This is a genomic window from Bacillus pretiosus, assembly GCF_052947655.1.
The window spans coordinates 2,910,648-2,925,915 of the sequence record NZ_CM129593.1; the positions used below are offsets into that span (position 1 = coordinate 2,910,648).

At 32.5% G+C, this 15,268-nt stretch carries 12 protein-coding genes; 2 read left to right on the top strand and 10 right to left on the bottom strand.

Annotation, left to right across the window (positions count from 1 at the left end; genetic code table 11):
• Positions 1 to 61 precede the first annotated feature (61 nt).
• From ACU8YW_RS14945 to ACU8YW_RS14965, 5 genes are all read right to left on the bottom strand, one after another.
• Positions 62 to 304, bottom strand: a complete 243-nt coding sequence (locus ACU8YW_RS14945; protein ID WP_000752473.1) for a hypothetical protein — start codon at positions 302 to 304, stop codon at positions 62 to 64.
• A 568-nt stretch (positions 305 to 872) separates the two neighbouring features.
• Complete coding sequence (locus ACU8YW_RS14950; RefSeq protein WP_179196845.1) at positions 873 to 3,194, bottom strand: bifunctional glycosyltransferase/dipeptidyl aminopeptidase/acylaminoacyl peptidase; 2,322 nt, start codon at positions 3,192 to 3,194, stop codon at positions 873 to 875.
• Positions 3,195 to 3,246: 52 nt separating this feature from the next.
• Positions 3,247 to 4,764, bottom strand: coding sequence for a glycosyltransferase family 2 protein (locus ACU8YW_RS14955; RefSeq protein ID WP_262720548.1), 1,518 nt, complete (start codon positions 4,762 to 4,764; stop codon positions 3,247 to 3,249).
• A 223-nt stretch (positions 4,765 to 4,987) separates the two neighbouring features.
• Entirely contained in the window at positions 4,988 to 6,010 is a 1,023-nt protein-coding gene (locus tag ACU8YW_RS14960) for a hypothetical protein (RefSeq protein WP_330938664.1), read from the bottom strand.
• A 296-nt stretch (positions 6,011 to 6,306) separates the two neighbouring features.
• The gene (locus ACU8YW_RS14965; protein WP_097908312.1) at positions 6,307 to 7,524 is read right to left on the bottom strand and encodes an aspartate aminotransferase family protein; all 1,218 of its coding nucleotides are present in this window, start codon (positions 7,522 to 7,524) and stop codon (positions 6,307 to 6,309) included.
• 271 nt (positions 7,525 to 7,795) lie between these two features.
• Here ACU8YW_RS14965 and ACU8YW_RS14970 point away from each other — a divergent pair, with 271 nt between their 5' ends.
• Positions 7,796 to 9,175: a catalase gene (locus ACU8YW_RS14970; RefSeq protein ID WP_106382949.1), complete on the top strand. Its 1,380-nt coding sequence runs from the start codon at positions 7,796 to 7,798 to the stop codon at positions 9,173 to 9,175.
• A gap of 125 nt (positions 9,176 to 9,300) precedes the next feature.
• Here ACU8YW_RS14970 and ACU8YW_RS14975 read toward each other — a convergent pair whose 3' ends face one another.
• The 3 genes from ACU8YW_RS14975 to ACU8YW_RS14985 all read right to left on the bottom strand — a co-directional run bounded on the left by ACU8YW_RS14975 (position 9,301) and on the right by ACU8YW_RS14985 (position 12,865).
• Positions 9,301 to 9,828, bottom strand: a complete 528-nt coding sequence (locus ACU8YW_RS14975) for a hypothetical protein (RefSeq protein WP_088609183.1) — start codon at positions 9,826 to 9,828, stop codon at positions 9,301 to 9,303.
• Positions 9,829 to 9,940: 112 nt separating this feature from the next.
• Positions 9,941 to 11,695: an adenine deaminase C-terminal domain-containing protein gene (locus tag ACU8YW_RS14980; protein WP_426934344.1), complete on the bottom strand. Its 1,755-nt coding sequence runs from the start codon at positions 11,693 to 11,695 to the stop codon at positions 9,941 to 9,943.
• A gap of 291 nt (positions 11,696 to 11,986) precedes the next feature.
• Positions 11,987 to 12,865, bottom strand: a complete 879-nt coding sequence (locus ACU8YW_RS14985) for a LysR family transcriptional regulator (protein WP_426934345.1) — start codon at positions 12,863 to 12,865, stop codon at positions 11,987 to 11,989.
• A 124-nt stretch (positions 12,866 to 12,989) separates the two neighbouring features.
• Here ACU8YW_RS14985 and ACU8YW_RS14990 point away from each other — a divergent pair, with 124 nt between their 5' ends.
• On the top strand, positions 12,990 to 13,565 hold the full coding sequence (locus tag ACU8YW_RS14990) for a sugar O-acetyltransferase (RefSeq protein WP_088609186.1): 576 nt from the start codon (positions 12,990 to 12,992) through the stop codon (positions 13,563 to 13,565).
• Positions 13,566 to 13,852: 287 nt separating this feature from the next.
• On the opposite strand, the gene ACU8YW_RS14995 is transcribed toward ACU8YW_RS14990, so the two are convergent.
• The gene (locus ACU8YW_RS14995) at positions 13,853 to 14,491 is read right to left on the bottom strand and encodes a LysE family translocator (RefSeq protein ID WP_000624898.1); all 639 of its coding nucleotides are present in this window, start codon (positions 14,489 to 14,491) and stop codon (positions 13,853 to 13,855) included.
• The gene (locus ACU8YW_RS15000; RefSeq protein WP_088063835.1) at positions 14,484 to 15,245 is read right to left on the bottom strand and encodes a YqcI/YcgG family protein; all 762 of its coding nucleotides are present in this window, start codon (positions 15,243 to 15,245) and stop codon (positions 14,484 to 14,486) included. Before ACU8YW_RS15000 ends, ACU8YW_RS14995 begins: the two co-directional genes overlap by 8 nt.
• Positions 15,246 to 15,268: the final 23 nt, after the last annotated feature.

Genomic DNA, 15,268 nt, shown 5'->3' on the forward strand with positions numbered 1-15,268 from the left:
TTTTTATTTTTACATCAGCTCAAAAGAAAAGTAGAAGGCAGGCTTTTCTTTTCTTATTTTCTTAAGAAGTTTGAAAAGAGAGGCTTGTTAATGAAGATTCAACACTTAAATCATCTTTTAGTGCAATTGAGAAACATGCAACTAATGGTAAAGTAATAACAATTGATCCACTAGGACTAATTACAATTGTAGGACTTGTCCCACATGTGCCCCCACAATCCACTTCTGCATCAATTCCACTACCAGGGGTAATTGTAATTTTAAGACACACATCTAAACAAACATTATTCGTAGTACATGCCATAACTCTCCCTCCTTTCTCTTAACAATATATGCAGTTTATCGAATTTAGACACGACTCTCCTACTAAATTTTATAAATTAGCTGCTATTTTCTTATCAGTTTTATATATGTTTAATTTATTATTAAACTAGATAAATTAATTAACAAATTCAGATCATCTTTTACTGAAATAGAAATACATGCGGTAAATGGTATTACATTAAAATCAGATGAAAATTCATAATTGCACCTTAGAGATATTTCTGCCCCAACATTTGGATAGACCTTAATTTCTAAATACATATTAAAACACCTTTTATTGATGTAAGAAAAGGTATTCCCTCCTTACTTGCATCTGATATTAAGTTATATAGAACTTATCGTTACTTCTTTATTTATTTTTTACTTGATATACTTAAAATAAGTTAAAATAAAAAAGTAAAAACCTCTTCATGTATTTTAAGAAGTTTTTACTTTTCACTTACACCTGAACCAAAATGGTCACTTTTTTAAATTTTGTTTTCATTCCAATACTCAACTTATACTCTATCCGTTGCTATTCTACGCTTATTAGTAAAGTATCTTCCAAATTAAAATAAATCTTTAAAATCCCTATTCTTTAGTAAATATGAAAGCCCTTCTACATGATCACCGGTAATTCTCAATACAGCTGGTGGATGTCCTACTGTTGCAAAGTGCTCATTTGGACGAATACGATTTGGTTTCATTACATCTACAAAATGGACACATTCAACTTTATATCCTGCTAATATTGCCTTTACTTGCGCAACACACGCTGTATGAAGAGTATCCCAGCCAATTCCCTCTAAACATTTTCGACTAATAGCGTGGGGAACAGCAATTGTGGATCCCACACCTAAATCTTTACGATTACAAGCAATATTCAACATATATTTATATAAACTTACAATATATAGAGGAAATCTAAGATTTAAATTTAAATCATTTAAAACCATATCAACACCATCCGCAACAGCCTGCGTTAACGGATGAAGATCTTTTGCTGGAATAGCAAAATCAGCATCAATAAAGAGAAGTATATCCCCTGTGGCTTCTTGTGCACCAATTGCCCGTCCTACATCATGCCCTAATGCTTCTTGATAAACAATTACGGTTGCTCCTAATTGTTTTGCAATTACTTCTGTCCGATCTGTTGACCCATTAATGACAACAATTATTTCTTTCGGTTCAACTTTTCTTGCCTCAAGAATAACTTCTTTAATCGTCGCTTCTTCATTTTGTGCCGGTATAATAATTGATAACTGTTTCCCATTATAAATCGATGAATTCATACCCCATCCTTTATGAAAACTTGAATAATTCTTTTGTTTTTTTAGTTGCTCTATAATTTCTCTTTTTCTTCCTCCATCTGTATAGTTACCTCTATCATCTTTTCGTTGTAACCAACTTTCCAAAGCTTTTACATTCTCTTTAATCTCACATACTTCTAATTTAGTTAATTCATTTTTATAGAAAGAGGTTTTGTTTGCGGGTATATTATTCAAGGAGGTGTTAGTGATAGCTGACGAGGATTGTAGTCGCCACCCTTTCTCAATAAGAGTTACTTGGGACAGAATAGGGTTCTGCAAGATATCATATCCAATGTCTTCAATTGCTTTTTTAGTAATAACATATGGCATAGATAACATCGAATCATATTTTAAATCCATACGCCCCAATACATCGTTTACTATTTTTCTATACACCATAGCAATGCTTGGCCATTCTACTCTCATCTTTTCAAAACATACAGAGTCTATGTTATTCAAGATTACATCCTGTTCCTTTTTTAGTAGTGGTTCTATAAATCGTTCTAATTCTACCGAAAAAATAACATCTTCTCCATTTAAAAATAAAATTACATCTCCATTAGCGATTTTCGCCCCATAAACTGGTGCTTTCCATTTATTTTTCTCTTCAATAACAACAACGTTACTCTCAACAAATGTAGGTATGGATTGTATCGCACTCATTCTATCATCAGCTACAATGATAATTTCTAATGGTTTTATATGGTGCACTTTGTTTAAAATTTGATTCAATTTTGATTTTTCTTCTCCTAAAACTATAACGACTGACAGTGCCACTTCTTTTTGTTCTTTTTTTACAGTCTGATTAGGCTTTACTTTTTTTATATATTCAATTGTTTCACTCTTACCTACCGCTGCATGCCCTGCTTTTTTATCGAAATATAAGTCTATTACAATTTGATTTACTTCTGTATCTTTATCCAGTTGTTCTAATTCAGAAATGAATGGTATTAAATGATTTTGCACATCAAATTCACACGCGAAATTTTGCAAAAAATAAATATTCGGTACATATTTAATGTGATTAAAAAATTTCACAACATTAATTCTTTCGCCAAATTTCTCCTCAACTTCTTCTCTTGATAAACCTGGATAAGACAAATCAAAAACTAGATTTATTGGTACAGGTATCCATTTTAATAAATTTGTTTGAGGATTATTAATTAAAACTGTGGAGCCCTTAACGAATCCAGCTAAAATTAAAGACATAAACCCTCCCCCGGAACTGCCATAAAACAACACATTTTTCGAATCAATTTTTAACTTTGTAAATAATATTTCTAAAATATTTGCTATATCTTGTAAGTAAAATCTATCTAACTCCCCTTGTCCCCAACCTAAAGATAATTTTCCAAGATATAATGTAGGATCATTATAATATATAACAGTATCTTCAAACTCTTCCATCCAAGAATGTCTATGAAAAATAGGTGGACCGATTGGCTGTTCTTGAAATCCACCTGCTCCGGATCCAAAAACAATAGTGTTAGAAGCACCCGGCTTAATACGAATTAAAAATTCATACGTTACTTTACCCCAATCAACCTTGAGTATAAATGGTTCTGTAGTTTGAAAATCCATTTGCCATAATTCTTCATATGAAATGTTAATTTTTTTGTACTGGTCTAACAGTTTAATCACCCTTTCCATCTATTTCAAGGTGTTCTATTAAGTAAGAGAGAGCTTCAACGTGATCACCAATTATTCTTAATACCGCTGGAGGATGTCCATTATGACTTACATTCTCCATTAAACGAATTCTATTCGGTTTTACAACATCAACGTAATGTACACATTCTACTCTATACCCTTGTAATATAGCTTTTACTTGTGCAAGACTAGGGCATAGTAAACTTTCCCAGCCTATTGCATCTAAACATGATCTACTCATAGCATGTGGAATTGCTACTAATGAGCCATTACTTAATTCTGGACGATTATATGCTAAATTAAGCATATACTTTACGACGTCTACAACATAAAACGGAGGATGTAACATCGGATTCAAATCATTTAATGCTATGTCTACACCAGCTGAAACTGCTTTTGTAAAGTGATGCAAATTACTTCCTGAAACACTAAAATCACCATCAATAAATAAAAGGATATCTCCTGTAGCTTCAAGCGCTCCAATAGCACGTCCAACATTATGACCAAGTCGTTCGTTATATTCAATAATAGTAGCACCAAGTCTTTTAGCAATATTGGCCGTTTGATCTGTCGAACCATTTACAACGACAATTATTTCTAGCGGTTCTATTTTTCTTGCCTCAAGTATTACTTGTTCTATAGTCTCTTCTTCATTTTGCACTGGTATAATGACAGATAGTTGTTTCCCGTCATAAATTGAAGAATGCATTCCCCAACCTCGATGATACGAAGGATACTGCTTGCTTTCACCTAATCTTTGAATAATATCTCTTCTTTTTCCTGCATCAGTAAACCCTACTCTTTTTCCCTTTTTCTCTATCCATTTAGAAATACCGATTAAATATTTTCCCACTTTTTCCCTTTCGTTTTCTGACAATTCTTTTTTAACTAAATAACCTTCCTCTTCTAACGTTTCATCTCTAGATAACGTTTTTATTGCATATTGATCGTTAATCCGCCAGCCTTGATTAACTATGTTCATATGAGCTAGAACGATATCTTTTATATAATCAAAGCCGATATTTACCACTACTTCTTTCGTAAGTGCATATGGTAATGAAAGTATTGAATTGCTTTTTAAATCTGGTCGACTTAAAATTTCATTTAACATTTTTCTCCAAACAATATCCGTATTTGGACATTTACCAACTTCTATAAATTTATCTATTTTGTTTAATACTACATCAGCCTGATTTGTAACAACTGGCTCAATAAAATTCTTCATTTCATTTGAAGATAATAAAAAATTACTATCTACAAATAACAATACATCTCCTTTAGCTGCCTTTACAGAAGCTTCATACCCATCATAATACGTACTATATTTATCCATCAAAACAATATGGCATTTATGTTTCTTTGCTATTTCATACAAATTACTTCTATCGTTAGGAACGAAAATTATAATTTCAAGAGGATTTAGCTTCCATATAGATTGAATTGACTCTTCTAATATTTGTGCTCTTTCACTATACAAAATAATAACCGTTAACGATTTCATTACACGCCCCCTTTACACATCATGTGACATAAAATATTAAGTATTACCATTTCCTATGAATTTGCTACTTTATTAACATATTCAAAAGTGAATTATACTGTGTAAAAACAACCGTCTATTTTTGAAAATATAAGTTCTGCACTTACCTCCTTCCTCTTATCATTGTTTGTTACAACTCTCACCATTTAAAAACAAAAAAAGTCCTAATTTCTTTAGGACTCTATTAAACAAATTTATCAATATTATTAATTTTATATACCACCTTTTTCCATGTTATACCGCGATCTGTTGTAGTAAATATTTCTTTTTTATTACACGCCCAACCTTTACGCCGATTAAAAAAATGCAAACAAAATACATTTTTTAACAATGGATTACTTGATACTTTTATCCATTTTGATCCTTTTTTTATTATTTGATATACACTTCCATTTTCACTATTTATAACCCAGCCATAATAGGAACTAAAAAAAGAAACAGCCACTTTACTAGTATTTATTATTTTATTTGAAATATGCCACGAATTCCCCTTATCAAATGAGTAGTTCATTAAAAATTTATCATCATTCATTTTAGTTGGTATTACTAATAGGTTATTTTTGTAGATTGCTTTATAAGCCATAGCAGTCCCAGTATTAATTCCTTCAAGACTTGGAATATCTTTTATAGCTTGCCAACTTTCCCCACCATTTATTGTTTTAAATACCGTTGATGTTTCATAATGTTTTTGTAATGAAATAAATCCGACTAAATCGTTTATAAATGTTATCCCTGAAATACTATCACTAATACTTATATTTTTTATTACTTTCCAAGCTTTCCCTTTCGTTTTCAAATAGTATAAATTATGTTCAAATTTATTTGATGCAAGCTTTCTAGATAATACAATCCATATACTATCCATATTCGTAGCATGCAATTGCACTTGAACATCAGTCGATTTCTCCCAATCTTCTTCAACCGGTAAAATAAACTCACTCCATCTTTCCCCTCTATTAACTGTATAAAATATAGCTGGCAATAGATCGTCATTCGTTTTTGTTAAACCATATGCCCAAGAGCTTCGAGCGTTTATTGGATATGCAAATAATACAATTGAATTTAGAGGATTAACAACATCCCATTCTACTCCTCCGTTTCGAGTATATAAGATGGCTTGCTTTTTATTTGCATATTGAATACCAGCCCAACCATATTTATCCGTTCTCATTTGTAAAGAAGTAAATTGAATATCATTATTTTCCAATATATCACCTCATTCTTATTATTTATATATTCGTATGCTATTATTTTCAAAACGTTCTATCACTCGTTGTTAGTACCACTCGTTTTATCTACTATCTTTATATTTACTTTCTCTTTTCTTCAACAGTAAAATATCATTCAATCATGTATCAAATATAATGAAATCCCTTCTATTTTTTTCGTTATCATTTACCAACAACTGTATTTCACAAAATTCAACTATAAAAAATGCACCCCAATTGTAAAACTATTTTTAACAATTAGAGTGCACTTTATATAAAATTTAGCTTTTAACTTTTAAGCACTTACTACAGCAGCAACTTTATCCATACAAGAAATAAATTGAGTAATAAATGCATCAATTTCTTCTTTTTTAATTATATATGGAGGAAGTAAACGGATGATGTTCCCTTGTGTAACATCAACTAACATCCCTTTCTCCATTAGCTCTACCTGTAATTTCTTTACATTTCCATTCGTATCATTCAAACTAATTCCAAACATCATACCAGCATGGCGTACTTCCTGAATATAATAAGAATTTTCTTTCTGAATTTCTTGCAATTTATCATTTAGATAGTGTGACGTTTCATACGCTTCTTGCATTAAACCATCGTCAATCAATGTGTTTAATACCGTTAACCCTAAAGCGGTTCCCATTGAAGAATGAGCAAACGTTGTGCCGTGATCTCCTGGTGCAAATACATCACATAACTTTTCACCTACAATGATTCCACCTAGCGGTATCCCGCCTCCTGCTCCCTTACCAATTTGAATAATATCCGGAGTAATATTGAAATTTTGATAAGCAAATAGTTTACCAGTTCTCCCCATACCACTTTGAACTTCATCAACGATAAGAATAACATTATATTTATCACATAAGTTTTGAACACCATGTAAATATTCACTTGATAAAGGGTATATCCCCCCGCTGCCTAATACAGGCTCTAGCATAATCGCAATTGGATTTTCTTTAACGATTGTTTCTTCTAATTGCTCTATATTCTCACGCTCTACTTCATATACCGGAATCGATGTTTTAGGGAAATTTTGATATACACTTTCTTGTCTCGTAAAATGAAGTGCTCCTAACGTACGCCCATGGAAACTATTCTTCAGCACTACGATTCCTTCACGTTCCTCTCCCGTATTAGCTCTATATTTATCAATTAATTTTAATGTCGTTTCTGTCGCTTCCGTACCAGAGTTTGTAAAAAAGACCTTTCCGTTTTTTAAAGAGCAGTCAACTAATTTCTTTGCATACTCAATCGCAACTGGATTTAAAAAATGAAATGGAAGATGCAACGATTTCGTAACTTGTTCCATTGTCATTTGCACGATTTTCGGGTGATTGTATCCTAATACATTCACTCCGACACCAGAAAATAAATCTACATATTCTTTACCATCCACATCATATAGTTTGCAACCTTCTCCTCTTTCTATCGCAACCTTCGTACGACAATACGTAGACATCATATATTCTTTATCTAATTGAAACCAATCCGACATTTTAAATTCCTCCTAGTTATTTTCCCTGTTTATTTATGTTCATTCTCTATAAAATCATGTATAAATTCATTTTTTAGATTGAAATTTTCATAGTAATTTTCTTCCCGATATTCATTTTTCCATAATTTCTTCTATTTCAACAGGTCCACTACATGTGCATTTTTTTCATCTAGCGGTCTGTTACCATTTTGGACTTTGCGTGTCATACATAATCAAGGCTATGAAATCATATTTAGTAACAATGGACAAAAAAGATTTGGAGGCTATATAGATGGATGAAAACTATGATAAACAGGGGCAATCTTTACTAGGGAATGACTTTAATGAAAATAGAGAACGTAATGAACAAGCTATACTTCACTCACAAACAGTTGGTTCACGTGGACCTGTTCTAAAGCAAGATAGTGTACTTCACGAGACGCTACAAGAATTTATTCACGAAAAAATTTTAGAAAGACCTGTTCATGTAAAAGGCTTTGGTGCGTTCGGTTATTTTCAAACGATCTATCCAATGTCTGAACATACTAAACTACGTTTTTTACAAAATTCTAATGCGAGAGTTCCTGTTATGGTGCGATTTTCATTAGCCGTTAGTACGAAAGGAACACCTGACACTTCTAGAAATGTACGCGGTTTTTCTACAAAGTTTTATACAGAAGAAGGCATTTTCGATCTTTTATGTAATCACATCCCTGTCTTTTCCGTTCGTGATCCGATGCGTTTCCCTGAAACGATTCAAGCGTTGTTACCTTCACCTATAAATAACTTAATAGACCCTAATAGATTTTGGAGCTTTGTCGCTAGAGCGCCTGAATCCATTCATTTCGTTGTCCATTTATATTCTGATGCTGGTACGGCCAAAAGTCTTCGCCACATCCCAGGACATAGTGTTAATACATATGTATGGAGAAATGCAGAAGGTAATCGAAAGTATGTAAAGTATCATTGGTACCCCTTTGAAGGTGTACAATACATTACTAGTGAGGAAGCGAATAAACTGGCTGCTGAAAACTCTGATTATAGCGGGAAAGATTTATGTGATGCAATTGCAAATGGTAAACCAGTAGAATACGGTTTATATGTCCAGCTCATGGATCCGAAAGATGAAGCACATCTTTCTTATGACCCTTTAGATGATACAAAAGTATGGGATGAAAAGAAGTATCCTCTTATACCAGTAGGCAAAATGGTATTAAATAAAAATCCTGAAAATTATATGGAGCAAGTAGAAAAAGTCGCCTTCTCCCCTTCTAATTTACTAGACGGTGCAGAACTATCAGATGATAAAATGCTGCAAGGGCGTGCTAACATTTACAGTGATTCTCAAAGAAGAAGAATTGGTTCCGAATTTCGCAAATTGGCGATTAACAAACAGCAAAATTGGACGCCTGCTAATCAAATAACGAGCGGTGACGGAAGATACGTTGAAGGTAAACTTGAAAGAACTTCTATTACGAAACAGGATGACTTTACGCAGCCTAGTGAATTTTATGCGAAGTTAAAACCGATAGAAAAAGAACATCTTGCTAAAAACTTAGCTAGTGATATGAAAGTTATTTCTGATGATATTCGAAAGGTTGTTTTGGGGTATTTTCATAAAGTGTCTGCTGATTTGGTAAAGAGGATTGAAAGTGCAATGCAAAAGCTTTAAGTATATAAAAAAACGTCATTTTAAAAATAAAAAATGACGTTTTTTTATGGTGAAATTATTAGTAATTTCTACCGCTTCATTTACAATTCTTAACGGAATTTTTCCCCTTCAAAATTTCCGTTATTTCATTTTACATTATGGTACTCATTTCTCTTTTTCAGATAATCTTTTTCACATTGTAACGGTTTGAATTTCACTTTTTTCCCTTTCTTCTTTTTCGTTTTTATAACGAGCCATTCCCCTTTTTCAACGTCTAGTTTAAGGCGTTTCATTACATTAATATTATCTTTTTCTTTATAAAGTAAAAATGCTTCTTGCGCCCTCACAAATAAGCTGGGCTGCTCGCTAAATCCACCACTATCATAAATTTTAGTTAGCGAATTATAATAAGAATCATTTTCCTTTCCACCATACATCAAATGGGCAGCCTCCAGATCTCTTTTACTTACTTCCCAAAAACTGTGTGCATCAATATTTAAATCAAACGTAGATTTAATGTCCCTCATAATGTTTTTCACATACTTCTCATCTCGAATTTTCCTTTTTTCAAGACAATCAGAAGATAACCTTGGTGCATCTGATTGGGAATGTACAACGTGTTGTATCGATACACACAAAATAAATACGCTTAAAATGTAAAATATTTTTTTCATATTTACATATCACCTCAAATGATTTATATACTATATCATTTGAGTCTTACAATATTCTTATGCTAACAATGTGAAAGGCCCTATAAATTGGACTTTTATAGAGCCTTTCATATTAACATTGCTTTATTAAATTTACCGGTGAAGCCATTACCTTACTATTTTTCACATCATATAGTCCTATAGGCGTTACCCGTATAAAAGGCAAGTGCGTCGCAGAAAAGAATAAAATGGTAAATGCCGGATCGTCATACCTGTAGCCACGCTCTTGCAATAATTTCACCAACTGTTTCTCTTCCTGTATTAATTCACTCATTTTTAAATTAGACATAATCCCGAGCAATGGTAATGCGATTTCGTGTAATACTTCATTCTTTTCAGCTATTACCATTCCCCCGCCAAGCTCTTTTACTCTATGAAAAGCTGTAAGCATATCTTCTTTATTCTTCCCAATAAGAATGATGTCGCCGGTACCAGAATAAGAGCTAGCAAGACCACCTAGTTCTTTCGCAAAACCTTTCACAACTGTATTCACTCGCCACGTACCGTCACGAGCAATCATCATAAGAAAACACTCATCATGATCTAGAGAAAGTTCATCACAGTTTAAATCAATTTCACTCGTGTATGGTTTAGTTATAACGTTATTCAATAAATGTATACCCATTTTATGAGAAAAAATCATATCCTCTTTTTCTATGGACCAGTTTAATAATACTGGAGTTACTTTGAATTTACTCCAGTCTATTTGTAATGATTCATTTTTGTTTATTCCGTCACGCTTCCCCCATTTCCCTTTTGCAAGTACGCTTATTGGAACCGGATTTTCTTTACTTTCCAAAATATTAATATTAGCAATTCTACCTGTCGCAATTGAACCATGTAGATGTTCCATATTATAATAACGAGCGATATTATAACTTGCCATATGATAAGCATCTATTATTGGCACTCCTTGTTTTATCGCGGTAGCTATCATTACGTTTGTCATTCCATTTTCATAAAACGAAGGATGTGAGCCGTCTGTAGTAAGAATAAATCTATCAAACTGCTTTACTCCTAGTTCCAACAATTCTTTGAGTAACACTTCTAAATCTGGGCGTATTGAAGAATTTCTTAGGGAAACCGTGTAACCTTGCATAAGACGAGTGAAAGCTTCCTGTCCTGTCATCGCTTCATGATCACAATCTGTACCTAACAGTTTTAACTTCGCTAAAGTCGTTTCAGATGCTCCTGGAAAATGTCCTTCCACTTTTTTATGTAATCGTTTCGTTTCCTGCAACCAATGTAACATTTCATCATCGCCATGTAATAACTTTGGCCACGCTGTTAGCTCGCCACCTTGAAGAACTGCTTTATGCTTAAGCCACTCTATTATTTCTTCACGATTAAATAAAGATTCTCCGTTTTGCAATTCAGTTTGTCCATCAAAACGACACCACCAATACATACTTGCTGGAATCTTTTCAAATTCATCTAATAAACGAAATGCTTCTTCACGTTGTAATGTGAAAAATAAAGTTAAATTATCATTAATAAAAGTCGTCGTCCCAAACTGCATCGCATAATTTGCTAACGTTTCTGGATTATATAATTGATATGGATGTGCATGCGGTTCTATGTAACTTGGAACTATATACTTTCCATCACAATCAATGACTTCACATTTATGTAGTTGCGCTGGCAGTTTTTCTCCTACATAAATAATGCGATCATCATAGATCCAAATATTTGCTTGCATCCACTCGTGCATATAGGAATTTAAATAAGTTGCATTCTTAAATAAAATGTGCGGACTTCTTTTGCCATCTATTATTTCAACATGTTCTCTTAATTGCTTGTTACTCCACCTGAAATCCTTTTGTTCCACTGTATTCAACTCCAATGCTATATTAGTTAAGATGAAAAATAATTAATTAAATAAACTATTTTTCATACAAGCCCACTAAATACGTACCCCTATTATATTTAATAATCATAAAAATAACAATTTTCAGAATCGATATCGTTTTTATTGTTCACTACTTCTCCTTTTGAACATAAACATTTCTGTGCAGTTGTTTTACTGAAATCTTCGAAAGAATAACGACTATTTCGTAAAGTAAAAAACGTGTCACCTTAATACGATGGCACGTTTTTTACTTTGCATTTCAAATTATGATTAGTTCATACTATTTCGGAGCTGATTTATAAAGGCATGGGCTGCATTTGAAAAAACTTGATTCTTTTTCCAAATAATATTTAAGTTCGCTTCTAATTTAGGTTGTAATGGTTTAAAGCAAAGTTTACTATTTCCTGAAGTGTTAATTATCTTATCTATACATAATGCATATCCAATACCTTCTTCAACCATAAGTGCTGCATTATAAAGCAAATTATAGGTTGCGACGATGTTTAAATTATCTATACTTTGTCCAAACCATCCTGTTAATTCATTACTAACAGTAGATTGTCGTGAAATGAATAATGGTTTCTCTATTAAATCCACTGAGCTAATAACTTGTTTATCCGATAAAGGACTATCTTTACACATTAATACACCCCAAGTGTCTTTAACTGGCAATTGTGCATATTCATATTTTTGTTTATCAGTTGGCTCTATAACGACACCAAAATCTAATAATCCACTATCTAATTTACTCTTAATGTCATCAGCATTTCCGCTGTACAAATGAAATCGAATATTTGGATAGTCTTTTATTAATACTTTTAATGTTTTCGCAATAATATGCATCGCTTCAGTTTCACCGGCACCAATGTAAACTTCCCCGCTTATCATTTCTTTTGAATCTTTTAAGTTCGCTTCCGTTTTATCTGCTAAATCAACAATCTCCTTCGCCTTTTTAAATAAGTATTTCCCCTCTTCTGTTAATGATATTTTCCTATTTCCTCTTATAAATAAATTTATTCCTAATTCCATTTCTAAATCTTTCAGTTGCCTTGATAATGTTGGCTGTGACAAATGTAATTGTTTTGCAGCTGCTGAAATACTTTCTTCATTTGCTACAGCAATAAAATAGCGTAACACTCGAATTTCCACGATAGTCTCCTTTTACATATAGCTAATAAGCATATGAATGTATTTAATATAGGTATTTGATATTGGAATCGTATCATTTTATGATTGTATTGAAAAGATTAGCGTTTTAGAGGGGAGTATAACAATGGATATGAAAGATTTTATAAATTTTTGTAAGGCCGGCAAGCCTATTTCAGGCGAGGATAAAGAATTACATGATCTACTAGTTCAATGTAGCTATGAAGCCCAGAAGATAACAATGAAATTAAATACATCTTATCATTCTAAAGAAGAGATTGTAGCGATATTTAGTGAATTAACAGGTAACAACATTGATCCATCTTTTATGTGTTTTCCACCGTTTCATACAGACTTCGGTAAAAATATTACAATTGGAAAAAACGTATTTTTTAACACTGGATGTTCTTTTCAAGATAGAGGCGGAATTCATATAGGAGACAATTGTATGATCGGTATGAATGTTACAATTGCCACACTTAATCACGGGCTAACTTTAGAAACAAGAAATACGACATACGCTTCCCCTGTTACAATTGGTGAAAATGTATGGATTGGTTCTAGCGCAACAATACTTCCTGGTGTTACAATTGGGAACAATTCAATTGTTGCTGCAGGTTCAGTTATTACAAAAGATGTACCTGCAAACACCGTCGTTGCAGGGGTGCCGGCAAAAGGTGTGAAAGTCATTCATAGCAATTAAAAATATTCTAGATTTTTGAAATGCAAACAAGCTACTTTGATTGAAATTTGCTTTACTGCTTATATATTTATTTTATCGCTCTTGTTAAGAATTTTATTTCTCCTTGTGAGAAGAGAATGTACCTATATATTTTGCTATACCGCAATAAAAAGACTTATAGAATGATTCTATAAGTCTTTTACTATAAGGAATTAACCTATACCCATCGATTAACAAATTCAAAAACCAAAAGATTCGCGATGAATAAATTTCTAATAAATCACTATTCTCTCTAATCATCAAAAAGTTCACAATAGTTGAGCAGTTCCTTTTACTGCCTCGTAGCCAAAATATATTCCAAACAGAATTAAAACAATGCCTGCTACTATAGAAATCCATTTCATTACTGTATGATTAATAAATCTTCTACCAAAATGAATAGATGTAGCCATAAATATATCCCAAAGCATAATCCCAGCAAAAATGGCTGCACTATACCATAAAGCTTGTTCTTTTCCAATAGTATTCATGGCACTAGTTAGAACTGATCCATATATCCCTATCCAAAAAATAATATTTAATGGATTAGAAATTGCGATAGCAAACCCCGATAGAAAAGATTTTAAAGGATGTTCTTTTTCACCTGATGAAATATATTGAACTTGTTTAGTAGCTTCTTTCATACTTTCATAACCCAAATAAATCATCGTTACAAAACCAAAAATCCAAATGCAAAGTTGAGCAACTGGAGTTGTTAAATAAGTCGAAATACCAAAGTAAATTAAAAACATCATTACAACATCTGCTGACATTGCCCCGACTCCCACTAACCATGCACTCAAAAAACCATTTTTTATTCCTTTATTTATTTGAGCAACATTAATCGGACCGACTGGTGCAGACAATGAAATCCCTAATAATATATAACTGAATATCATGCTAATCATTTTTCTTCAACCCCGTAATAGGACATCTCATTACACTTTCTTCATTTGTTTCTGGTAACATATATTGTTTCCATTCAAAGGTTTCTTTTATTCCGTAATCCCCTATATCTGGATGCATTGGAATATCATCATATGCTAACAAACGTTTTCTAATCACTTTCCGCACTTGTTTCCCTTGTTTTGTATCACCTGTAATATCATCCAAAGTACCTCGAGGTTGTAACGTAATTTCAAGGCCGGTTCCTGTATATCTACTTTTTCTCTCAGAATATATTGGAGCCCTACAAACGACAAATATAGGTTCACCACCAAAACAAAATTCCCATTTAGCGTTATAAGGATCTATTGGTATTTCTGCATTCCATGGCTCCGGATCATTTCTCATTAAAAATTGTAATACATTCCAAAATTGTTTTTTGTATTCTTCAGCCAGTAATTGTTTATTAGATGGTTTAAAAAATATTACTAAAGTAGTTCTCTTTGCAATTTGTTGATATGTTTTAATATATTCATAAATCCCATCTCTTAGTTTGAACAATTCATTTTCATCATAAGCCGATTCGGAAAATATATATCTAGACCAACCATGTTTCTCAGAATCCACTGCAAAATAACACGGAAATGGTTTAGATTGATCTAAAATGCTATCGTGAAAATTATTGAAAGATACAGTTTTCCACTCATCTAAAATCCCTTTATTTTGTTCTTCAATTATTCTCTTTTGATCGTATAAATACATTTTTGTAGTTGGCATTACTAAAAGCCCCCCTAATATAT